The organism is Pantoea sp. Lij88, assembly GCF_030062155.1.
GTDB lineage: Bacteria > Pseudomonadota > Gammaproteobacteria > Enterobacterales > Enterobacteriaceae > Pantoea.
Map to the genome: position 1 here is coordinate 2,602,243 of NZ_CP118269.1, position 23,305 is coordinate 2,625,547.

The window sequence follows — 23,305 nt, forward strand, 5'->3', positions numbered from 1 at the left end:
CGTCAGATAACAGGATTAAGGGGAGTTTACCTGTCAGACCCTTGGCGCTCCAGCCTTAAAACAGGCTAAACTTGGCGTCACATCTTGCGGAATGCAAAAGGAAAAGAAGATCATGCGCACCGTTTTAAATATTCTGAATTTTGTTCTGGGCGGCTTTTTTACCACCCTGAGCTGGCTGTTTGCCACGTTGATCAGCGTCGTGCTGGTTTTTACCCTGCCGCTGACCCGCTCCTGCTGGGAAATCACCAAACTTTCGCTGCTGCCGTTTGGCAACGAGGCGGTGCATGTTGATGTGCTTCGTCCTGAAAGTAAGAGTCATATTCTGAATACCGGCGGCACCTTTCTGAACATCTTCTGGCTGATTTTCTTCGGCTGGTGGCTCTGCCTTTCGCACATCTCTGTGGGCATTGTGCAATGCATCAGCATCATCGGTATTCCGGTAGGGATTGCGAACTTTAAAATCGCCGCGATTGCGCTCTGGCCGGTTGGACGCCGGGTGGTATCCGTGGAAGAGGCGCGTGCTGCGCGCGAAGCCAATGCCCGCCGCTATTAATATGATGTCGGATGCAGTGCCAGGCTGGCGAAAATATCTGTTTAACAGTACGTGGCGCTATCTGCTGCGGATCCTGTTTGCGCTGAGTGGCTGCGCCGCCATTCCCTGGTGGCTGCATCAGATTGAGTGGACAATCCCTTTAACACTGGGGGTTGTCGCGGCTGCGCTGGCCGATCTTGATGATCGCCTGGCCGGTCGCCTGAAAAATCTGCTGATTACCCTGCTCTGCTTCTGCATCGCCTCGGTTTCAGTCGAGTTACTGTTTCCTTATCCCTTTGCCTTTATTATCGGGCTGGCCATCTCCACCTGGGGTTTTATTCTGCTGGGTGCCCTCGGCCAGCGCTACGCCACCATCGCCTTTGGTGCGCTGCTGATTGCGGTCTATACCATGCTCGGTATCGGCCTCTTCAGCCAGTGGTATATGCAGCCGATGCTGCTGCTGATCGGTGCCCTGTGGTACAACCTGCTGACGCTGCTGGGCCATCTGATGTTCCCGGTCCGGCCGGTTCAGGAACAGCTGGCGGGCAGTTTTTCACAGCTGGCGCGTTACCTGGATGCCAAAGCCAACCTCTTCGACCCGGATGCGGGCGAGCAGGATGACGCCGCGTTTATTGATGCCGCGATGGTTAACAGCCAGTTGGTGGCGCAGCTCAACCTGACCAAGACCACTTTGCAGAGTCGCCTGCGCGGCGATCGCGGCTCACGCGGCACCCGTCGCAGTCTGCACTACTACTTTGTGGCGCAGGATATTCACGAACGGGCCAGCTCTTCCCATCTGCAATATCATCTGCTGCGCGGAGACTGGCGCTATAACGAAATTCTGTTTCGCTTTCAGCGCCTGCTGAATATGCAGGCGCAGGCCTGTCGCCAGCTGGCGCATTGCATTCTGATGCGTGAAAGATGGGTGCATGACAGCCGCTTTGAGCGCGCGTTTGAACGATTACAGAAAGCGATAGAACGTCTGGAACAGCATGAGCCTGAGGCGACGCATACCCGTGCGCTGTTCTGGCTACTGCGCAACCTGCGCGCTATTGATGCTCAGCTCGCCTCCATTGAATCTGAACAGACACTGGCCGGTGAAGATCCTCAGCACAGTGACAATCTGTTGTCGCGCGAAGGATTGAGTGGCTGGAGTGATATCCGGTTGCGCTTCAGCCGTCATCTCTCCCCCTCTTCGGCGCTGTTCCGGCATGCGGTTCGCATGTCAGTGGTGCTCTGTATTGGCTATGGTTTCATCCAGATCACCGGACTACAGCGTGGATACTGGATTCTGCTGACCAGCCTGTTTGTCTGTCAGCCTAACTACAGTGCCACGCAGCGACGGCTGGCCTTACGAATTGGCGGCACGCTGGCAGGGATTGCGATTGGTCTGCCAGTTTTATGGCTGGTGCCTTCGATTGAAGGTCAGTTAATCCTGATTGTGATTACCGGTGTGCTGTTCTTTGCTTTCAGGCAGGTACAGTATGCGCAAGCCACGCTGTTTATCACCCTGCTGGTCCTGCTCTGCTTTAACCTGTTAGGGGAAGGCTTTGAGGTCGCCCTGCCACGGGTGGTGGATACCTTACTCGGCTGTGGTCTGGCCTGGCTGGCTGTCGCATTTATCTGGCCTGACTGGCGCTTTCGTCAGTTACCGGCGGTGGCAGAACGCACACTGAAAGCGAACTGTCGCTATCTGGATGCAATCATGGAGCAATATCATCAGGGCAAGGATAACCGTCTCGCCTACCGTATTGCCCGCCGTGATGCGCACAATGCGGATGCGGAGCTGGCGTCGGTGGTTTCAAATATGAGCAGTGAAAGCCGCACCAGCCAGAAACTACGTGAATCGGCTTTTCAGCTGCTTTGCTCCAATCACTCTTTCCTGAGTTACATTTCTGCGCTGGGTGCCCACCGCGATAAAATTACCGCGCCGGAACTGCTGGCCTTGCTGGATGATACGGTTTGCTACGTTGAGGATGTGCTCCAGACGGATGTGGTCAGCGATGAGCATGTTGAGACGATGCGCCAGCAGCTGGCTCAGCGAATCAGCCAGCTGGCTGCAGATGCGGATACGCGTGCGCCGCTGGTGCTCCAGCAACTCGGTCTGCTGGTGGCCTTAATGCCTGATGTGGCTCGCCTGCGTCGCACGCTAATCACTGATTAGCCTTCGCCGCTTCGCAGGTCGGGATTTGATAAAAGTGTGCGCTGAAACCACGCGTTCAGCTCCACCCGGATGGCCAGCGGCAGCGCGGCGGCATGGTGGCCCGTGATCGCCCCCTGCAGCGCCAGCAGAGTCTGAAACCCCACGTGCTGGTTGATCGCTTTCAGCTTCAGCCAGCACTGTTTGGCCCCCATCTGATAGAGATGATTGACGGTCATAATACCCGCCTCGTACAGCATCATCTCCATGCGTACGCTGAGATTCGGCAGATCTTTCAGTCGCGGAGAGGATTGTCTGTCCTGTAACTCCAGCTGCGCCGTTTCTAAAGAAGCGGCTGAGAGCGCCAGCAGATGGTCAGGATCACGCCATAATGTTTCATCGACCCGAAAATAATTAAGGCTTACCAGTTTGCCCCTCTTGCGAAAGATCAGGGGTTGCAGCGGCCGATCGGTAATGTATTCCCGCAAAGGTTCACTGGCGCGCAGGTAGAGTTCATCTTTATTTATCAAGGCAAAAACCACACTTTCAACAGCCAGCGCATATCCCCCAAACTGGGTGCGGGACTCTATGGTTCCCAGCGGGGCCAGCTGGGCTCTGGAGCGCTCTACGACCGGATTCACCTTTTTCATTGCACCACCTCCATGTAAGAAATTTCTCGTAAATTACCTTGGGTATCAGGTAATTAGAAGATAGAAAAAAGCGTCAGCGGGTTCAATGAATAAATAGTGCTTCAACTAATCTTGTCGCGTTTTTGCGAGGCGTTTTCAGAAATTTGGGTTGATCTTTATCCAGGATGACAGTACTGTATATTCATACAGTCCACTGCTGGTGATTAACTTATGCGAACACAACATCCTAATAATGCACGCTATGCTCATCATTATGCGTCCTCTTCCGTTCCGGCCTCGCAGGGTGGTGGAATTACTGAGTTACGTTACAGCGAGCAGCCCGGTATGATGCAGATGATGCTGTTGCCGTTATTGCAGCAACTGAGTCAGCAGTCCCGCTGGCAGCTGTGGTTAACACCGGCGTATAAACTGAATCGCACCTGGCTGCAGGAATCGGGATTACCACTGGATAAAAGTATGCATATAGCGGATTCTGAACGTCTGAATGCCGTTGAAGCGATGGTTAAAGCGTTGCGTACAGGAAATTACAGTGTTGTTCTCGCATGGATTCCGTACGATTTGGATGAAGATGAGCGACGTCAACTCGAAAATGCGGCAGCTGAGGGTGAAGCGCTTGGCTTAATTTTACGGGCAAGCGGAACATCGGAAGCGCCTCTCAGACCGCAAAGTTCCATAAAAATTCAGTCGGATTTGTTTCATTAAGTAAAAATAAGAAGTTTCCCAGGCTATTTTTCTAATCTGTCGCCGCTAAACCACTGATTCTGTTAGTTCGAGCTGTGACAATGGTTTAGCGGGTTTTTCGGCCTTTTTACCGCGACAATACGACCACTCTAATTGTTAGAAATTATGTATAAATCGCTGTTTCTTTACAGAAGTGCCTCACATCATACTTGTAAGTTTCCAATCTCGTTGTAGACTTTAGCTCGCCAGGGTGCTCAATAACCTCCGTTTTTTGCGGTAGAGTCATAAGCGAGCGTTTTGACCCGGCGAAGGATTTAAACCAAGAGCAACCTTTTTGCTCATTGCCTATTTGGATGATAACGAGGCGCAAAATGAAAAAGACAGCTATCGCAATTGCAGTGGCACTGGCTGGCTTCGCTACCGTAGCGCAGGCCGCTCCGAAAGATAACACCTGGTACACCGGTGCTAAACTGGGCTGGTCTCAGTATCACGACACTGGTTACTACGGTAACGGTTACGAGAACAATGACGGTCCAACTCATGAAAGCCAGCTGGGCGCAGGTGCGTTCGTTGGTTATCAGGCAAACCCATACCTGGGCTTCGAGATGGGCTATGACTGGCTGGGCCGCATGCCTAACAAAGGCAATGTGACTAACGGCGCATTCAAAGCACAGGGCGTACAGCTGGCTGCTAAACTGAGCTACCCAATCAATGACGATCTGGACGTGTATACTCGTCTGGGCGGCATGGTATGGCGTGCAGATGCAACGCAGACTAACCCAACTACTGGCCGCATCAGCGACCACGACACCGGCGTTTCTCCGCTGGCTGCTGTTGGTGTTGAATATGCGCTGACCAAAAACTGGGCTACCCGTCTGGATTACCAGTGGGTTAACAACATCGGTGATGCACAGACCGTTGGTACGCGTCCAGACAACGGCATGCTGAGCGTAGGCGTTTCTTACCGCTTCGGTCAGGATGATGTCGCAGCTCCGGCTCCAGCGCCGGCTCCAGCACCAGCTCCAGTTGTTGAAACCAAGCGTTTCACTCTGAAGTCTGACGTTCTGTTCACCTTCAACAAATCTACCCTGAAGCCAGAAGGCCAGCAGGCTCTGGATCAGCTGTACAGCCAGCTGAGCTCAATGGATCCTAAAGATGGTTCCGTTGTCGTACTGGGCTTCACCGATCGCATCGGTTCAGAGCAGTACAACCAGAAACTGTCTGAGAAACGTGCTCAGTCAGTCGTAGATTACCTGGTATCTAAAGGTATCCCTTCTAACAAGATCTCTGCACGTGGCATGGGTAAATCTAACCCAGTTACCGGCAACACCTGTGACAGCGTGAAAGGCCGTAATGCCCTGATCGACTGCCTGTCTCCGGACCGTCGCGTAGAAATCGATGTTAAAGGCATCAAAGACGTTGTAACTCAGCCACAGGCTTAAGTTTATACGTTATAAAAAACCCCGCTAAGGCGGGGTTTTTTTATGCCGGTAATAAAACCGATTTGAATTTCGCAGACGCTGATTGCTCTACCCGGTTATTCGCTTTCTGAACCCGACTTACCCAGAATGGCCTGCAAATCCTGCTTCAGACTCGACATCTGCGTGGCATATTTTTCTTTGCGTTCTGCATCTTCTATCAGCTGAACAATCGTTTCAGAGAGCGTGCAACCGCGCCGCTGTGCCAGACCAGCCAGTCGCTGCCAGACCAGATATTCCAGGTCGATTGATTTTTTGCGGGTATGCTGATGTTCAGCATTGAAATGGCGTTTCCGCCGGGCGCGGATGGTCTGCTTCAGACGGTTATCCAGATCGGAATGAATATGTTCTGCAATCCATTCATTTACCGTCGCCGGATTATTTTCCATCGCCAGCAGCTTATCGACTGCCGCCTGCGCCGCACTTAATTCAAGGTGACGCGTGATCAGTTCACCTTCCCGATGTTTTTTCACCAGGTATTTCCACTTCCATCCACATTCAAGATTTTCGAGTTGCTGGTATTTCATCGGAATCTCATCGTGATCACGTAACGAACTAAGAATAACAGCTTTTTTCCCGGATGCAGCAACGAAAAACATGCTGTCATCGTCACATCTTCAACAGGAAGTCTGCAGTGCTTAACAAGGGTGAATCCTGTATAATCTCGCTTTTCTTAATACAGACAAATGCGATTATTTTGACCAGCACCCAACTTACGTGGCAGACCTTACAGCCGGATAGCGCGCAATACCAATCCGTTTTCTCCCGAATTGCTGATGAAGAAACTGATGCTCTGGCAACGGTACAGCCCCGGTTGCTGAATGCACTGGCGCACTTACACCACCAGACGCAAGGTTTCCCGTTACTGCTGGTTCGTAGCCAGGAGAATCGCGACTATCTGACATTCATTGTCCAGGCCGCACAGCGGGTCATGGCAGACAGTACCACTTTGTACGGCGGTGATTACCATATCATGGCTGACAACGTCACGCTTCAGCCCCCTTCCGATCCTCAACGACCGTTCACCAGTCAGGGTGGCATTCACTTTGCTGAATGGACTGAGATGGAGCAGCTGTTTGGCTGCGTGCGTCAGTATAAAGATCGCATCCAGCTGGAGCCGGGCCTGATTCATCGCGCCAATGGCGGCACGCTGGTCCTGTCACTGCGCAGCCTGATGACACAGCCGATTCTCTGGCTGCGCCTGAAAAAGTGTATTGAGCAGGGCTATGTTGAGTGGACATCTCAGGATGAACGCCGCCCGCTACCTGTCTCCATTCCTCCCCTGCCACTCAGCCTTAACCTGGTCCTGTGTGGCGACCGTGAAGCGCTGGCAGATTTTCAGGAGCTCGATCCTGAAGCGCACGAAATGGCCATCTATACTGAATTTGAAGAGAACATTCAGATTCTGGATGAAGATGACATGCTCGCCTGGTGTCGCTGGAACGCTGAACTGGCACAACAGGCAGGCCTGCCTCTGCCGGAAGAGGACTTCTGGCCAGAGCTGATCAAAGAAGGCGTCCGCTACAGCGGCGATCAGGATACCCTGCCACTCTGTCCCCGCTGGCTGCAGCGTCAGATGCGCGAGTCAGCTCTGATGGGCGATGAACTCAATGCTGAAGCGCTGCGTGATGCGCTGGAAGCTCGCCTGTGGCGCGAGAACTATCTCAATGAGCGGATGCGTGACGAGATCCTGCTGCGACAGATTCTGATAGAAACTGAAGGTGAAGTGGTCGGTCAGATTAATGGTCTGTCGGTTGTGGAATATCCTGGCCATCCCCGCGCCTGGGGCGATCCGTCGCGCATCAGCTGCGTGGTTCATCCCGGTGATGGTGAGTTCATGGATATTGAGCGCAAAGCGGAGCTGGGCGGTAATATCCATGCCAAAGGCATGATGATTATGCAGGCTTACCTGACCGCAGAGCTGGAACTCGATCAGCAACTGCCCTTCTCGGCCTCAATGGTATTTGAGCAATCTTATTCCGAGGTGGATGGTGACAGCGCCTCGCTGGCTGAACTGTGTGCCTTAATCAGCGCCCTGGCTAATCAGCCGATTAATCAGCAGATTGCGGTAACCGGCTCGGTCGATCAGTTCGGCAACGTTCAACCGGTGGGCGGGCTGAATGAGAAGATCGAAGGCTTCTTTGATATCTGCCATCAGCGTGAACTGACGGGCCAGCAGGGTGTGATTATTCCCGCCTGCAATGTGCGTCATCTCAGTCTGAACCAGGCGGTTGTCAGTGCAGTTGAGCAGGGGCGTTTCCATATCTGGGCCATTGACCAGGCCGAGGAAGCGCTGCCGCTGCTGACCGGAAAAATCTGGAGTACCGAGGATGGTCAGGGCGATTGCCTGCTGAATGCCATCCAGGAACGCATTAGCCTGTTCAACCAGCCGGACGGTCCGCAACGTCCCTGGGCGCTGCGCTGGCTTAACTGGTTCAACCACCGTTAATCAGATTTGCTCAGCGTACAACTGTTCGCTAATATTCGTGATTCACTAAAACAAGGCTTATTGAAAACATGGTAGATAAACGCGAATCCTATACCAAAGAAGACCTGATTCTGTCAGGTCGTGGTGAACTGTTTGGCGAAAATGGTCCGCCGCTTCCATCTGGCAACATGCTGATGATGGACCGCGTGGTCAAAATGACCGAAGACGGCGGCAAATATGACAAAGGCTTTGTTGAAGCGGAGCTGGATATCAATCCTGATCTCTGGTTCTTCGGTTGCCACTTTATTGGCGATCCGGTGATGCCGGGCTGCCTGGGCCTGGATGCCATGTGGCAGCTGGTTGGTTTCTATCTGGGCTGGCTGGGCGGCGAAGGTAAAGGTCGTGCGCTGGGCGTGGGTGAAGTGAAATTCACCGGTCAGGTCCTGCCAGAGGCGAAGAAAGTCACCTATCGCATTCACTTCAAGCGTGTAATTAACCGTAAACTGGTCATGGGCGTGGCAGATGGTGAAGTGCTGGTTGACGGTAATCTGATCTATACCGCCAGCGATCTGAAAGTCGGCCTGTTTAAAGATACCGCCGCTTTCTAAGCGTTTCCCCCCGGAAACAAAAACCTCCGCGCATGGCGGAGGTTATATTCCCTTTTCAGTGACATCCGGTTATGCAGCTACCGACCTGTCCTCCATGGCTTGTCGCCAACCTCCCAACCAGTGAGACTTAGCGTCAATCAACTGATACGGACACATCTCTTTTGAGCGTCCAGTAATGCCTGCCTGATAACCACGTGAATGGGCGCGTTCGAGGCGGTCTCGTTTCTGTCTCTTCATACTCCGTGTCCCTCATGTAAGGTCTGTGGAATCTGGTGGAAAGAAATGTGGTGAATTAATGTTCAACCACTCTTATGTTCTACCCCCTGCGTATCCAAAGATCAATGCCCAATCTTCATGCCAGTGTCATAAATGTGACCTTAATCGGTAAGATTAACGCTCCTTTATGAATCATTCGACAACACTATCTTTCTGATTAAACTCATAAAAAAGCCCCTGCCCGATATCGAAAAATGACGATAATCAGACAGGGGCTTAGCTTATTTATTCACATCAATCTTAATTTAACGCAACCACACTATTGGCAATCTTCTGCGCCGTCTGCTGCCAGCCAGCCGCCAGCGTCCGGACCATGGCATCATAGCCATCTTCAGTCTGCGGCAGGACCAGGTTAAACGCCTGTTTCGTCAGACGGCCCTGATGCTCCAGCGTCCATTCACCACTGACGATGACTTTGCCATCGTAGCGACCCTGGAAGCCTGTCACAGTGACATTCAGCGTATCGTGCTGCGCGCCTAATGGTGAACCTGCCACCAGTCGTCCTGGCAGCGCTTTGCTCAGGTTAGTAATCAACGTCTGCTGCAGCTGCTGATCGAGCGGGCTGGCCCAGAGATTATTCGTGGCGATGACATATTTCACATCACTGGTCTGATAAACCAGCCCATTACCTGCCAGATAGTCCGGCACCGTCACCTGCTGCACCCACAACATCGGCTGCGCTTCATTGAGCTGGCTGCTGGTGACCTGCATGGATGCCGCCCCGGAGGGCAGCTGATACCAGGTATTGTCAACGCTGCTACTGCACGCACTCAACATCAGCGCGGCACAAAGTATCAATCCTTTTTTCACTGTTTCGCCCTCTTCGGCTGGGGATCCTGTCCCGGTTTCACCTCAAATACCAGCGCATTGCTCTTATTGTTCAGCGTTCTCAGCACCGGCTGGAGCTCACGCAGAACCTGATCCAGGCGCTGCATATCCCCCACCACTTTGGTGTAGGCTGGCGAACCTGGCTGCAGGCCTTTCATGCTGCGGTTCAGCTCGCGCAATGTCTGCTGCAGATCCTCAGGCAGAGTTTTCATCGCCGGACTGCCGGTGACTTTGTTGATGTTGTCGATGGTGCGCTGCAGATCACGCATCGTTTTCTGGCTCTCTTTCAGCGTCCCGGTCGCTTCATTGACCATACCGTTCAGTGGCAGACTGTTGATCTTATCCAGCGCCGCCATCAGCTTCTGCTGAATCTGGCTCAGGCCACCGCTGACGGTTGGGATCACTTCATAGCCAGAGACCTTCTGCGGACCTTTGTAAGGCGGCGCATTGTCATAGAAGTCGAGATCGACATAGAGCGCACCTGACAACAGATTGCCGGTTTTCAGCGTGGCACGCAGGCCGCGTTTTTTACCATCCTGCAGATGCTGCTCCAGATCGAAGTTCTCACCCAGCCGGCTGATAAAGCGATCCGGTTCAATGCGAATCAGGACCGGCACGCGGTAATCATTATTCAGCGCCTGAACCAGTCCCGCTTTCATCAATGGCGCTTCAGAGACGGTGCCCAGACGAATACCCCGGAACTCAACCGGTGCGCCCGCCTGCAGACCACGAATGGAGTCGGTGAAGAACAGCACGTAGTCGATATGGTTGGTGTAGAGCGAGTCCTGAATGCTGCGCTGATCGTCAAACAGATGATAGTCAGACTTGTTCTGCGCAGGCTGACCCAGTTCCCAGCCATCCGGCACGTCGAAACTGACGCCGCCGCTAAACAGCGTGGTGAGCGATCCCATTTCCACCCGCATACCGGAGGCAGACATATCCACGGCGATACCGCTGTCTTTCCAGAAACGCACGTTGGTCGTCACCAGTCGGTCATAAGGCGCGGCCACAAACAGCTGATAGGTCATCATGCGTTTGTCAGTATCAAACACACTGGTCTCGACCGTACCCACGCGATAGCCACGGAACAGCACCGGATCGCCCGGATTAAGCTGGCCCGCTTTTTTACTGTCCAGCACGATGCGGATACCTTTGGCATCCGGTGGCGCTAACGGAGGGGCATCCAGCAGCTGATACTGCTCGGGTGGCTGTTTTTTAGTGCCGGGCTGCAGTTCGATATAGGCACCTGACAACAGGGTGCCCAGACCGCTGATCCCTTCACGACCAATCTGCGGTTTCACTACCCAGAAGACGCTGTCGCTGTGCAGCAATTTTTCCATGCCCGAATTGAGGCGCGCTTTGATTTCCACATGGTGAAGATCGTCGCTTAACACCGCGCTCTCCACCACACCGACATCCACGCTGCGGCTTTTAATCGTGGTTTTACCCGCCACAATGCCTTCGGCGTTTTCGGTGATTAAGGTAACTTCCGGCCCCTGATGGCTGAAGTGATAAAAGAGGATCCATCCGCCGATTAACAGCGTAACGATGGGGACAATCCAGACCGGCGACCAGCGCTTAATCTGTTCCACCTTTGCATGGCCGTGGTTAGTTTCCGTCAAGGCGCGACTCCTTCATATTGTTTTCGCGTACACGATCCCAGGTTAACCGCGGGTCAAAGGTCATGGCAGCAATCATGGTGATAATCACCACCATCGCAAAGAGTACTGCCCCCCACGCGGGATAAACATTCATTAATTGCCCCATACGCACCAGCGCAGAGAGCACGGCAATCACAAATACGTCGATCATTGACCAGCGGCCAACAAATTCGACCACTTCATAAATTTTGTGCATCCTGTGGCTGTCACGCTGTCCGCGTCCGCTGGCATCCCAGCAGAGCCAGCCAATCGCCAGCATTTTCAGCGTCGGCACCATGATGCTGGCGATAAAAATCACCAGCGCCACCGGATAAGAACCATCGCCCCACAGCACAATCACACCCGCCATAATATTGGAGGGATAGGCTGTACCGAGGGTTTCCGTCACCATGATTGGCAATAGGTTGGCCGGGATATAAAGCAGTATGGAGGTAAAGAGTAGCGCCAGCGTCCACTGCAGGCTGTGCTTACGCCGTGCCTGGGCCGTGACGCCGCAGCGCGGACAGGCAGGCTCAGCTTCAGGCAGAATGGCGGTACAGCAGGGACAGGATCGCAGCCCCTGCTCTAATCCGCTGACGCCCACTTCGGGCGGATGAGGCAGCGCAGGTCGGGGTGACAGACTGTCCCACAAGCTGCGCCGGTCCACACACTGAAAGGCCCGCAATTGTAACAGGCAGAACAGCACCCACGGCCAGAAGCTGGTCTCCAGGCCAATCTCGCCATAGGCCATCAGCTTGACGAAGCTGACGAGCACGCCCGCCATAAAGATTTCTGCCATGCCCCAGTTACGCAGCTGAAACAGGATGCGCGCCAGACCGATTTTGAGTCGGGTTGGTAAGGGAACACGATTGACCAGCAGGAGAATGGTGATCATGCAGAAGGCCGGAACCGCCTGCACAAACAGCAGGAACAGCGTCGCCAGGCTGCTGTAATCTTCCGTCACCATCACCTGGGGGATTTGTGACAGAGTAATCTGGCTGGTCAGCCCGGCGACCTTCATCGAGACGAAAGGAAACAGGTTCGCCAGCAGCAGCATAAACAGGGCTGCCAGCGCATAGCCCGTCGGCCGCTTACGCGGCTCGTGCCAGTTGGCCGTCAGGGAGGTGTGGCAGCGCGGGCATGACGCACGGCTGCCCACGGGAATGTCCGGCAGCTTAATCATTAAATCGCATTGTGGACAGAGCATCCACGCGTTACTTTTCACTGCTGAACACATCCGTTAGCCCTGCCCTACGCGCCGTTTTTCAGTGACTCAAGCTCTTCCCAGCGCGCAAAAGCCGTTTCCAGCTCCTGCTCAGCCTGCGCCAGATTATCCAGCACCGGTTGCGTCTGATCGTGTGCCTGACTGAAGAAGTCCGGGTGACTCATCTTCGCCTGCAGTTCACCGATGCGTGCTTCCAGCTGCTCCAGTTTTTGCGGCAGCTGTTCCAGCTCACGCGCCAGATTGTAGCTGAGCTTATTCACGTTACGCTTAGCGTCACCCTTCTCTGCGGCAGGCTTAGCGGTGTTACCCGCTGCTTTCGCGGGGGCCGCAGCCCGGTGCTGCCGGTAGGCGGCGCGCTGCTGCTGCGCATCGTGATAACCGCCGACAAAGGTACCGATCTCGCCGTTGCCTTCAAAGATCCAGCACTCGGTGACGGTATTATCGACGAACTGACGATCGTGGCTCACCAGTAAGACGGTGCCCTGATAGCCATCAATCAGCTCTTCCAGCAGTTCCAGCGTTTCAACGTCGAGGTCGTTGGTCGGTTCATCCAGAATCATCAGGTTGCTGGGACGCAGGAACAGGCGCGCCAGCAGCAGGCGGTTACGCTCACCACCCGAAAGGGCACGCACCGGCGTCATCGCACGTTTTGGATGGAACAGGAAGTCCTGCAGATAGCCCAGCACGTGGCGCGGTTTGCCGTTAACCAGCACTTCCTGCTTGCCTTCGGCCAGGTTGTCCATCACGGTGCGATCCGGATCCAGTTCAGCGCGATGCTGGTCAAAGTAAGCCACTTCAAGCTTGGTGCCGGAATGCACGCGGCCATGATCGGCTTTCAGCTGCTGCAGCATCAGGCGCAGTAAGGTCGTTTTACCGCAGCCGTTCGGCCCAATCAGCGCAATTTTGTCGCCACGCTGAACCTGGGTAGAGAAGTCCTTCACCAGCACTTTGCCATCGACCGCGTAGTCGACATTTTCCAGCTCAAAGACAATCTTGCCGGAGCGGGACGCTTCACCGACCTGCATGTTGGCTTTGCCCATCACTTCGCGACGTTCGGAATGCTCACGACGCAGCGCTTTCAGCGCACGCACACGGCCTTCGTTACGGGTACGACGGGCTTTGATGCCCTGACGGATCCACACTTCTTCCTGCGCCAGCTTGCGGTCGAATTCAGCGTTCTGCATCTCTTCAACGCGCAGCGCTTCTTCTTTGCCTTCCAGGTAGAGATCGTAGTTGCCCGGCCAGGAGACCAGCTTGCCACGGTCAAGATCGACAATGCGCGTCGCCATGTTGCGGATAAACGAACGGTCATGCGAGATAAAGACGATGCTGCCGCTGAAGTTCTTCAGGAAGGTTTCCAGCCAGTCGATGGTTTCGATATCGAGGTGGTTGGTTGGCTCATCCAGCATCAGCACGCGCGGGTTACTGACCAGCGCACGGCCCAGCGCCGCTTTACGCAGCCAGCCGCCAGAGAGTGACGACAGCTCGGTATCGGGCTGCAGACCAATCTGCTCCAGCACATCATGGATGCGGCTCTCCAGCTGCCACAGGTTCTGATGGTCGAGAATGGTCTGCAGACGCGCCATCTCATTAAGGTTTTTATCGCTGGGATCGTCCATCACCACATGGGAAATGGCGTGATAGGCTTTCAGATGCTCAGCCTGCTCTTCAACGCCCTCGGCCACGAAGTCATAGACCGAGCCGGTAATATTGCGCGGTGGATCCTGTTGCAGACGCGCCACGACCAGGTCGGTTTCATAAATGATGCGGCCATCATCCAGTGGCTGTTCGCCATTGATGATTTTCATCAGCGTGGATTTACCCGCACCGTTACGGCCCACCAGACAGACGCGTTCGTTCTCTTCGATGTGCAGTTCGGTATTGTCTAACAGCGGCGCATCGCTGAAGGAGAGATAAGCGCCGTGGATACTGATTAATGACATGTAATCTTATTCCTTACCGGCGTGAGTGATCAGCCAGCAGTTGTGAATTTGACGGTTACGCGCGAAGTCCTGCGACTGCGTTTTCTGGGTAATATCCTGCGCCTGCAGGCCCAGTGCTTTCAGGCCATCCATGTCCATTTTGAAACCGCGTTTGTTATTGGAGAACATGATGGTGCCGCCGCGACGCAGCAGGCGCTTCAGGTTTCGCATCAGCATCATATGATCGCGCTGAACGTCAAAGCTCTCTTCCATACGTTTTGAGTTGGAGAAGGTTGGCGGATCGATAAAGATCAGGTCAAAATTCTCGTCACTCTCATTCAGCCAGCTCAGGCAGTCCGCCTGCATCAGACGGTGCTGACGCCCGGTCAGTCCGTTGAGGCGCAGGTTGCGCTCTGCCCACTCCAGATAGGTACGCGACATATCTACCGTGGTGGTTGAACGCGCCCCACCCAGACCGGCATGCACACTGGCGGTGCCGGTATAGGCAAACAGGTTCAGGAAATCTTTGCCCTGACTCATCTGGCCGAGCATTTTACGGGCAATGCGGTGATCGAGGAACAGGCCGGTATCGAGATAGTCGGTCAGATTCACCCAGAAATGCGCATTAAACTCTTTAACTTCGAAATAGTCGCCCTTCTCGCTGAGCTTCTGATACTGCGCTTTGCCTTTCTGGCGTTCACGCGTTTTCATAATCAGACGGTCGGCAGGCAGTTCCAGCACGCTCAGGGTCGCGCTGATCACATCGAACAGGCGCTGACGCGCTTTGTTTGGATCGATGGTTTTCGGTGGCGCGTACTCCTGGATAATTACCCAGTCGCCATAGCGATCGACAGCAACGTTGTAGTCTGGCAGATCGGCATCATAAATGCGGTAGCATTCGATGCCTTCCTGACGCGCCCACTTCTCCAGCTTTTTCACGTTTTTACGCAGACGGTTCGCGTAATCTTCCGCAATCTGTCCGGCGCTTTCATGGCTGTTAACCGCCAGCTGATAGTTTTTCTGCACGCAGTCCAGCGGACCGTTCTTCGCTTTAAACTGGCGATCGGCACGCAGCTGCAGGCAGCTCAGCAGTTCTGGTGAGGCGCTGAACAGCGACAGGTTCCAGCCGCCAAAATGCTGCTTCATCAGACGTCCGAGCTGGCTGTGCAGCGCAATCAGGGCAGGTTCGCTTTCCAGACGCTCACCGTAAGGCGGATTGCTCAGTACCGTGCCGTGAATCGTCGGATCGACCGGATTGGTCAGCTTCAGCAGGTCCTGCTGAGCAAACGTAAAGAGTTCATAGACGCCAGCGCGGCGGGCATTCGCCTGCGCCCACTCCAGCACACGACCATTGTTGTCGTAGCCAAAGAAGCGCGCCTGAGTCGCGGCCGTACCTGCGCGGGCACGGTCCTGCGCCTCAGCTTTTACGTCCTGCCACAGCGCAGCATTAAACTGGCTCCATGCGGTGAAGCCCCAGTGCTTACGCAGCAGGCCGGGTGCGCGATCGCAGGCGATCAGCGCCGCTTCAATCAGCAGTGTACCGGAACCACACATCGGGTCGATCAGCGGTGTGGTCGGCTCCCAGCCTGAACGCAGCACGATTGCCGCCGCCAGCGTCTCTTTTAACGGTGCCTGACCGGTCTGCTGGCGATAACCGCGCTGATGCAGCGAGGTGCCGCTGAGATCCAGCGCGATGCTGGCGCGGTCGTCATTCAGCCAGACGTTGACGCGGATATCCGCCTGCTCGCGATCGACATTTGGCCGTTCGAGATTCTGACGGGTAAAGCTGTCCACGATGGCATCTTTCACTTTCAGCGCGCCGAACTGGCTGTTACGAATGGAGTCGTTGGTGCCGCTGAAATGCACGACAAAGGTTTTGTCGCTGCCGAACATCGACGGCCAGTCCACGCTCTGCACACCCAGATAGAGATCGAGATCGCTGTAGACGCCAAACTCTCCCAGCGGCAACAGGATGCGTGATGCTAAACGACTCCACATCAGGCTTTGGTACATGGCGCGATCGTCGGCTTCGTAGTGAACGCCTCCCTGCACCACTTGCAAATCCTGCGCGCCCAGCGCGTCCAGCTCACTTTTTAACAGCTCTTCGAGCCCACGCGCCGTGCTGGCAAACAGAGAATTCATATCGTCACTTTTTAACTCTTGAGAAAATTGTCGCGCATTATAGCGAATCGGAGACCTATGTCATAAAGTTAGCTTCTTTTGTGTCGCGCGTCGGGTTCAAGGAGAACACCATGATCACGCTTTCCCGCTTATTTATTCATCCTGTGAAGTCGATGCGGGGATTAGCATTATCACATGCGCTGGTCACTGACAGCGGACTGGCGTTTGATCGACTGTTCATGGTGACCGAACCTGATGGCACCTTTATTACCGCCCGGCAGTACCCGGAGCTGGTGCGCTTCACGCCCGCTATTTTACCGGATGGCCTGCTGCTGGCGGCCCCGGATGGCAGTCAGTCCCTGATCCGCTTCAGCGATTTCGATGAGCAGGAACATCCCACCGAGGTCTGGGGCAATCATTTTACCGCGCGCATCGCGCCGCGTGCGATAAACCAGTGGCTGAGCCAGTTCTTCACGCGTGAGGTTCAGCTGCGCTGGGTCGGTCCGCAACTCCGCCGCCGCGTCAAAGCGTTTGAAAATATTCCACTGAGCTTTGCCGATGGCTTTCCGTTTTTGCTGATCAACAACGCGTCGCTGCATGATCTGCAACAGCGCTGCCCGGCCAGCGTCCGGGCCGAACAGTTTCGCCCGAATCTGGTCATCAGCGGTGCTGCCGCGTGGGATGAAGATAGCTGGGCGGAGATTCAGATTGGCGACGTGATATTCGAGGTGCCTAAGCCCTGCAGTCGCTGCGTGCTCACCACGGTCAGCACTGAGACCGGCGTTAAGCATCCCACCGGTCATCCGCTGGCCACGCTGCAGACGTTCCGCACCGCCCAGGATGGCAGTGGTGATATCGATTTCGGTCTGAACTTAGTGGCGCGCAACAGTGGCGTGGTTCGTGCTGGTGATGAAATGGTTGTCCTGAAACGCCATGCCCCGCGCAGCTATGGTGCCGGTGAAGTCGTCGAAACACTGAAACCTATGCAGCAGGCGCCTGATGCCGTGACCATTACTTACCAGGGTCAGACGTTCACCGGAGATAATCAGCAGGTGTTACTGGATCAGCTGGAGATGCAGGGCTTCCGCATCCCCTACTCCTGTCGGGCGGGCCTGTGTGGCAGCTGCAAGCTGAATCTGGTCGCGGGCGAGGTGAAGGCGCTGAAACAGAGTGCCCTGCGTCAGGACGGCACACTGTTAAGCTGTAGCTGCATTCCGGCAGGGGATATCGAACTGAACTGATCAGACGGCGCGTGCGTACCGCGGCGCGACGTCCTGATGCCAGGGCTGCAGGCGATCGTTCATTACCTTGATGGCATCGCCAAGCACCATATTTTTTCCGGCCAGCGTTAATCCTGGCTGCGCCAGCAGGCAGAGCGCCGCATTATCACCACTCTCCACCACCAGCAGACGTGCCAGCGTTCCCTCTTCAGCCAGCGTGACCTGTACCATTTCGCCAGGACGAGGCTGCATGGCCGGGGCATACGAAGTGAAATGCCAGCTTTTCGGCATCAGGGGTTTGAGGAAGCGGGCAGCGACCAGCGCGTTTAACACCAGTTCAGCGCGATGGCTGCCGCTGAGTTTGCAATGGCGGCAGGTCTCTTCAAAGGTGTAATAAAGGGCGGCATCGTCAACACAAAAACCCGATTCAGTGAAGGCATCCGGCGTGAGCATTTTGCGCGAATAACGGGAACGAAAAAGCATACCGTCTGCCAGGTCGAGCATCATTCGGTCGTGGCTGCTGTCAAAATACCAACGCCAGTTATCATCGGGTTTAATTTTCATCGTGTGCCCTGTATTTACCGCTGCGCCAAAAATCGCGCAGAATTCAGCGAAAAAAGAAACATAAGGAAAAGCTGAAAAAGCGTGCAGCAGGACAAAATATAAACGAGCCGAGGGGATAAATAAACCCCCCGGCCAATCATTGTGAGAATTGTCTTAGAGATGGGTGACGATATCTTTAATTAATCCTGGCCCCTGATAAATAAAGCCTGAATAAATCTGAACCAGCGTTGCCCCGGCGGCGATTTTTTCACGCGCTGCGGTCAGAGAATCGATGCCACCAACGCCAATAATGGGCAGGCGACCCTGCAGTTCCTGAGAAAGGCGCTGGATGACCGCCGTGCTGCGAGACTGCACTGGCCGGCCGCTTAATCCACCCGCTTCTTCAGCATGTTTAAGACCACTTACCAGCGAACGATCGAGCGTGGTATTACTGGCAATGACGCCATCAATCTGATGACGAATTAAACTGTCCGCAACCTGAATTAACTCTTCTTCAGAGAGATCGGGCGCAATTTTTACGGCCAGCGGAACATATTTAAGATGACGCTGTTCCAGCTCTTTTTGTTTCTGTTTGATCGACGAGAGCAGATCATCCAGCGCCTCACCATATTGCAGCGAACGTAAACCTGGGGTGTTAGGCGAAGAAATATTGATGGCAATATAACCGGCGTGGGCATAGACCTTTTCCATGCAGATCAGATAATCATCTTTACCCTGCTCGACCGGCGTATCTTTATTTTTACCGATATTGATCCCGAGGACGCCGTTAAATCGCGCTTTTTTTACGTTCTCAACCAGGTGATCAACACCCAGATTATTAAATCCCATCCGATTGATAATTCCGCCCGCTTCCACCAGACGAAACATCCGCGGCTTATCATTGCCTGCCTGAGCGCGCGGTGTAACGGTGCCGACTTCGACAAAACCAAAGCCCATCGCCGCAAACGCATCAATGCACTCTGCGTTCTTATCCAGACCTGCGGCCAGGCCCAGGGCATTCTTAAAGGTCAGTCCCATACAGGTAACCGGACGCGACGGCAGATTCTGGCGATAAAACATCTCCAGCGGGGTGCCGTTCATAAAACGCAGTTGCTGAAAGGTGAGTTCGTGTGCGCGTTCGGGATCGAGTTTAAACAGCGCCGGTCGGACGATAGGATAAAACATGCACTCTCCTGAAGGACGGAAGCGATCGTGGAAGTCGGTGCACGGGAAAATGTGCGCCAGAATGGTAAAGTGCTCTGGCGCAAAAGTAAATCTAACTGCGGGGATGCGTGAAGTTATCTGGAAATGCTTTGATCTTACGCAGCGGAATCGTTTACGGGGTGATTTTCCACCCGTGACGGGAAAAGATAGTCCCGCAGGATGCCGTGACGCTGCATGATGCCAAAAATACCGATGCAGACGAACGCTTCAGCCCCGACCATCGACCATGCGGCCCCGATCGCACCAAACTTCCACGCCAGGAAACAGCACAGCGGCACGTTAATCACCCCCGCGGCCATCATCACCCACATACGCTGACGCGCTAAACCGTGTGGGATCAGAATCTGCAATCCGGCCGGATAGGCAATGTTGCCAAACAGGAAGCAGAGCACGAACACGCGCAGCACATCCGCCGACGGGATAAAGTCTTTACCCAGTAAGATTGAGACCACCAGGTCCGCAAAGAACCAGGTGAAGATCACAATCGACAGACTCAGGGAAAACGACAGCATCAGGCTTTTACGCGTTGCCGCAATCGCAGCCCGTTTATCCCGGCCAAACAGGTGACTGACGCGCGGGAAGAAGGCGCTGCCGATCTGCTCCGGGACCGAGTTAGCGGCTTTACGCAGGCGATCCGCACCGTTATAGATCCCGACCATATAGGTCGAGGTAAACGAGGCGAGGATCACGACGTTGACGCTGTTGAAGAGATTGGCACCAGCGATGGCGATAAAGACATCCATGCTGTCGGTGATGCGCTGTTTGATTTCACGCGGTTCAAAGCGGTAGCGGCCAATGACCTTCATCTCCAGAACAAATTTCAGCGTTATCGCTGCGCTGATGATGGAGACCGTACCCGGGATCAGGGCAGCCAGCCAGGTATCCTGCGGGGACTTCACCAATAAAAAGGTCAGTGGAATCGCACAGAAGTTACCAAAGGTGGCGATCATCGCCGTCTTACCCAGCTTCTCAAAACCCTGCATCAGCCAGCCGAATGAAAACAGCGAGCCTATCAGCGTGGTGCAGTTCGCCAGGATAATAAAGAACAGCGGATGCCAGGCGGGATTAAACCAGGTCGCGGTCAGCAGCGTGCCACTGGTCACCACCAGCAGCATCAGCTTGGCGTTAAACGTTGACCAGAAGAGCTGACTGACGCGTTCCTTGTCATCACGATGGTGCGCAATATCTTTGGTGGTAAAGACATTGAATCCCCAGTCGGAGATGGTGCTGCAATAGAGCACGCAGGCGATCGCCAGCGCCAGCGTACCCATCTGCTCTACACCCAGAACACGGGCAAGATAGGGCAGCGTGGCCAGCGGGAACAAAAACGACGCGCCGCGATAGGCCAGCAGCGAGAAAATATTAATAACCAGACTTTTATCGAGTACTTTTGCCATGACGCAACAACCTTATACACATTGCATGTCTCACCTTCTCATTTCGATAAGGGATAAACAATATCGCTTCACATTTTTCAGAATCAGGCTGATTTTCAGAATCAGGCGGCGTTTTTCAGCTCTTTTTTAACCTTGTAATGCTGCAGTGCAATAAACAGTTCAGGACGATTGAACAATAACCATTCTTTAGCGTTTTCTGTTTTAACGTTACGGCCCATAAAACGAATCGCATTCAGCACATATTCCGGTACGGGGGTGCGGTTATAGAGCGATAAATAGATCATCAGACGAAAGGAGTGGATTAAATAGGCTTTTTCCAGCGTATCGCGCCATGCAGATTTAACCAGGGAACTGGTCAGAGTATTGTAGGCGTTCATAAAGGCATCATAGCGCTGATAGAAAAACTCATTGCTTTTGGTACTGTTGGTCAGTGAGCCATTGCGAATACGCTGCTTATAATAGACCTGATGACTGACCCAGGCCTGCTGACTTTTCATAAAGCAGGAGAGCGTAAAGTTATGGTCTTCATGAACGCGTTTAACAAAGCGTAATTTATGCTGCTCAATAACGCGTTTGCTGATGACATAGCTCCAGGCCGCAGAGGTGTAGCTGCCATTGCGCAGCAGGCGCAATAAGACTTCCTGTGATTTCTGCTGGCCAAACTGCTCGTGTCTGACTTTTGGCGAGGTTATGTCAATCTGACCATCGCGGTAGACGCAGGAGTTAAAACAGAACAGGTTGGTTTCAGGGTGCTTTTCCGCCACCATAGCCAGTTCAGCGACCAGCCCATCTGCCACGACGTCATCCGGGTCACAGAAAAAGAGAAACTGGCCCTTCGCCTGCTCGATACCCACATCACGAGCACGACCGGCCCCCCCATTTTCGGTGGTAATTATTTTAACCTGAGAAAGATGCGAATAATTCTGTTCAAGTAAGGCTAATGTTCCATCGGTGGAGCCATCATTCACAATGAGTATTTCATTGGGCGCTTTAACCTGACGTAATAATGAATCAACGCACTCCACAATATATTTTTCAACATTGTAAGTTGGAATAATTACGGATAATAGAGTGTCAGACATAGGCAATTCTCTGCTGTTAGAAAAATGACAATACGATTCACCTGCCAGATGCAGGGCCTGACCAGAGGCGAAACGTCGAAAAGAGTAATGCGCTAATATTATGATGGCTTTCATTTAGCCCGATTATCTTAGACCGGTTATGCGAAAAAAGACCAGTCGTAAAAGTTCTCTTAACGTTTCACATCATTATCACTGTTCAGGAAAGTGCATCTATAGTCTGCGTTAATGTTAAAACCGTTGAGGAATGATTTAAAATTGCCCTCCCAGTCAGACGTAACCAGATTGAGAAATCTGTAAGCGAACATCTTAAAGGGTGAATAACTTCGCCATTCCTTCATTTTTATTACAGTTTTCTTTCTGCAATTAATCCTAATTTCTGGTGAACACCGCCGCAGATAAGCTGATTCCGTGCCGCTTTTACGCGCTCTTTTGCCAGCCGTTTCGCTTTAAAACGGTGACATCCTCAGGAAGACTGATTAATCAATCAGACGAAAGAGATTTTTTTCAGCCAGCCGGGCGTTTTTGCGTATCTCTTATCATCCCTCTTAATGAATTGTTCCGTTGTCCGCGCCGAATTTAAGAATTATCGGAATCAGGCAGCGTCGCGTTTGGCGCCTTGACTTCTATTTGCAGTTTTCACCGTTGCTTTGCCAGATAAATCATTTAAGCCCACTCCCCTGCTCTGACAGTATGAAGGCATTAGTTCTCAACATTAGATAATCAATAACTTTTAGTTATAAGGAGTGATGATGCGAGTTATTACGCTGGCAGGCAGCCCACGATTTCCTTCCCGCTCGACCTCACTGCTGACGCTGTGTCAGCACAAGCTGGAAGCCCGTGGCATCGAAGTCATTCCCTGGAATATTCACAACTTTCAGCCTGACGATCTGATCAATGCGCGTTTTGATGCGCCCGCCCTGCTGGCCCTGCGTGAAGATCTGGCTTCGGCCGATGGCCTGATTGTGGCGACACCTATTTATAAAGCGTCGTTTTCAGGTGCGCTGAAGACCCTGCTCGATCTGCTGCCTGAGCGCGCGCTGGAACACAAAGTTGTGTTGCCGCTGGCGAGCGGCGGCAGTGCCGGCCACATGCTGGCGCTGGACTACGCCCTGAAGCCGGTTCTCAACGCTTTAAAGGCGCAGGAGATCCTGCACGGCGTGTATGCGGAAGACAGCCAGATTACTCATTACGATCGTCAGCCGGTATTAGAAGATTCACTGGCAGAACGTCTTGACGACGCGGTCTCTGCGTTCTGGCTCGCGCTGACCCGTCACCACCACCCCGTTGCACAAGCGGTATAAGGAAGCAAT

At 53.7% G+C, this 23,305-nt stretch carries 20 protein-coding genes; 8 read left to right on the forward strand and 12 right to left on the reverse strand.

Annotation, left to right across the window (positions count from 1 at the left end):
- The first annotated feature begins 112 nt into the window (after positions 1-112).
- Both PU624_RS16035 and yccS read left to right on the forward strand, forming a co-directional pair.
- Positions 113-553 carry a YccF domain-containing protein gene (locus PU624_RS16035; protein ID WP_283545775.1) on the forward strand — a complete coding sequence of 147 codons (441 nt, stop codon included), beginning with the start codon at positions 113-115 and terminating at the stop codon, positions 551-553.
- Positions 537-2,696 (forward strand): YccS family putative transporter, encoded by a 2,160-nt coding sequence (gene yccS / locus PU624_RS16040; RefSeq protein WP_283548015.1) that lies wholly within the window; start codon positions 537-539, stop codon positions 2,694-2,696. The genes PU624_RS16035 and yccS overlap by 17 nt, the downstream gene beginning before the upstream one ends.
- Here the strand turns inward: yccS and PU624_RS16045 are convergent.
- Positions 2,693-3,322 (reverse strand): TfoX/Sxy family DNA transformation protein, encoded by a 630-nt coding sequence (locus PU624_RS16045; RefSeq protein WP_283545776.1) that lies wholly within the window; start codon positions 3,320-3,322, stop codon positions 2,693-2,695. The genes yccS and PU624_RS16045 overlap by 4 nt on opposite strands.
- Positions 3,323-3,532: 210 nt before the next feature.
- On the opposite strand from PU624_RS16045, the gene sulA reads away from it, so the two are divergent.
- Together sulA and ompA are read left to right on the forward strand one after the other, a co-directional pair.
- On the forward strand, positions 3,533-4,024 hold the full coding sequence (gene sulA / locus PU624_RS16050) for an SOS-induced cell division inhibitor SulA (protein ID WP_283545777.1): 492 nt from the start codon (positions 3,533-3,535) through the stop codon (positions 4,022-4,024).
- Between the two features lie 350 nt (positions 4,025-4,374).
- Entirely contained in the window at positions 4,375-5,445 is a 1,071-nt protein-coding gene (ompA, locus tag PU624_RS16055) for a porin OmpA (protein ID WP_090962456.1), read from the forward strand.
- A 95-nt stretch (positions 5,446-5,540) separates the two neighbouring features.
- Here ompA and matP read toward each other — a convergent pair whose 3' ends face one another.
- Positions 5,541-6,008 (reverse strand): macrodomain Ter protein MatP, encoded by a 468-nt coding sequence (matP, locus tag PU624_RS16060; protein WP_283545778.1) that lies wholly within the window; start codon positions 6,006-6,008, stop codon positions 5,541-5,543.
- A gap of 53 nt (positions 6,009-6,061) precedes the next feature.
- Here matP and PU624_RS16065 point away from each other — a divergent pair, with 53 nt between their 5' ends.
- Together PU624_RS16065 and fabA are read left to right on the forward strand one after the other, a co-directional pair.
- Complete coding sequence (locus tag PU624_RS16065; protein WP_283545779.1) at positions 6,062-7,930, forward strand: AAA family ATPase; 1,869 nt, start codon at positions 6,062-6,064, stop codon at positions 7,928-7,930.
- Between the two features lie 68 nt (positions 7,931-7,998).
- Entirely contained in the window at positions 7,999-8,517 is a 519-nt protein-coding gene (fabA, locus tag PU624_RS16070; RefSeq protein WP_008925876.1) for a bifunctional 3-hydroxydecanoyl-ACP dehydratase/trans-2-decenoyl-ACP isomerase, read from the forward strand.
- A gap of 69 nt (positions 8,518-8,586) precedes the next feature.
- Here fabA and rmf read toward each other — a convergent pair whose 3' ends face one another.
- The 6 genes from rmf to rlmKL form a co-directional block, all read right to left on the reverse strand.
- Positions 8,587-8,754, reverse strand: a complete 168-nt coding sequence (gene rmf / locus PU624_RS16075; RefSeq protein WP_008925875.1) for a ribosome modulation factor — start codon at positions 8,752-8,754, stop codon at positions 8,587-8,589.
- 279 nt (positions 8,755-9,033) lie between these two features.
- The gene (pqiC, locus tag PU624_RS16080; protein WP_283545780.1) at positions 9,034-9,603 is read right to left on the reverse strand and encodes a membrane integrity-associated transporter subunit PqiC; all 570 of its coding nucleotides are present in this window, start codon (positions 9,601-9,603) and stop codon (positions 9,034-9,036) included.
- Positions 9,600-11,243 carry an intermembrane transport protein PqiB gene (pqiB, locus tag PU624_RS16085; RefSeq protein ID WP_283545781.1) on the reverse strand — a complete coding sequence of 548 codons (1,644 nt, stop codon included), beginning with the start codon at positions 11,241-11,243 and terminating at the stop codon, positions 9,600-9,602. Before pqiB ends, pqiC begins: the two co-directional genes overlap by 4 nt.
- On the reverse strand, positions 11,230-12,498 hold the full coding sequence (gene pqiA, locus PU624_RS16090) for a membrane integrity-associated transporter subunit PqiA (protein ID WP_283545782.1): 1,269 nt from the start codon (positions 12,496-12,498) through the stop codon (positions 11,230-11,232). Before pqiA ends, pqiB begins: the two co-directional genes overlap by 14 nt.
- A gap of 14 nt (positions 12,499-12,512) precedes the next feature.
- Positions 12,513-14,429, reverse strand: coding sequence for an ABC transporter ATP-binding protein (locus PU624_RS16095; protein WP_283545783.1), 1,917 nt, complete (start codon positions 14,427-14,429; stop codon positions 12,513-12,515).
- A 6-nt stretch (positions 14,430-14,435) separates the two neighbouring features.
- The gene (gene rlmKL, locus PU624_RS16100) at positions 14,436-16,550 is read right to left on the reverse strand and encodes a bifunctional 23S rRNA (guanine(2069)-N(7))-methyltransferase RlmK/23S rRNA (guanine(2445)-N(2))-methyltransferase RlmL (RefSeq protein ID WP_283545784.1); all 2,115 of its coding nucleotides are present in this window, start codon (positions 16,548-16,550) and stop codon (positions 14,436-14,438) included.
- Positions 16,551-16,660: 110 nt separating this feature from the next.
- On the opposite strand from rlmKL, the gene PU624_RS16105 reads away from it, so the two are divergent.
- The gene (locus tag PU624_RS16105; RefSeq protein WP_283545785.1) at positions 16,661-17,770 is read left to right on the forward strand and encodes a YcbX family protein; all 1,110 of its coding nucleotides are present in this window, start codon (positions 16,661-16,663) and stop codon (positions 17,768-17,770) included.
- Here PU624_RS16105 and PU624_RS16110 read toward each other — a convergent pair whose 3' ends face one another.
- The 4 genes from PU624_RS16110 to PU624_RS16125 all read right to left on the reverse strand — a co-directional run bounded on the left by PU624_RS16110 (position 17,771) and on the right by PU624_RS16125 (position 21,995).
- Positions 17,771-18,313, reverse strand: a complete 543-nt coding sequence (locus tag PU624_RS16110) for a cell division protein ZapC (RefSeq protein WP_283545786.1) — start codon at positions 18,311-18,313, stop codon at positions 17,771-17,773.
- A gap of 153 nt (positions 18,314-18,466) precedes the next feature.
- Positions 18,467-19,477, reverse strand: coding sequence for a quinone-dependent dihydroorotate dehydrogenase (gene pyrD / locus PU624_RS16115; RefSeq protein ID WP_010255000.1), 1,011 nt, complete (start codon positions 19,475-19,477; stop codon positions 18,467-18,469).
- Between the two features lie 134 nt (positions 19,478-19,611).
- Complete coding sequence (locus PU624_RS16120; RefSeq protein WP_283545787.1) at positions 19,612-20,913, reverse strand: flippase; 1,302 nt, start codon at positions 20,911-20,913, stop codon at positions 19,612-19,614.
- A 101-nt stretch (positions 20,914-21,014) separates the two neighbouring features.
- Entirely contained in the window at positions 21,015-21,995 is a 981-nt protein-coding gene (locus tag PU624_RS16125) for a glycosyltransferase family 2 protein (protein WP_283545788.1), read from the reverse strand.
- Positions 21,996-22,744: 749 nt separating this feature from the next.
- Between PU624_RS16125 and ssuE the strand changes: the two genes are divergently transcribed.
- Positions 22,745-23,296 carry an NADPH-dependent FMN reductase gene (gene ssuE, locus PU624_RS16130; RefSeq protein ID WP_283548016.1) on the forward strand — a complete coding sequence of 184 codons (552 nt, stop codon included), beginning with the start codon at positions 22,745-22,747 and terminating at the stop codon, positions 23,294-23,296.
- The last annotated feature ends 9 nt before the right edge of the window (positions 23,297-23,305 follow it).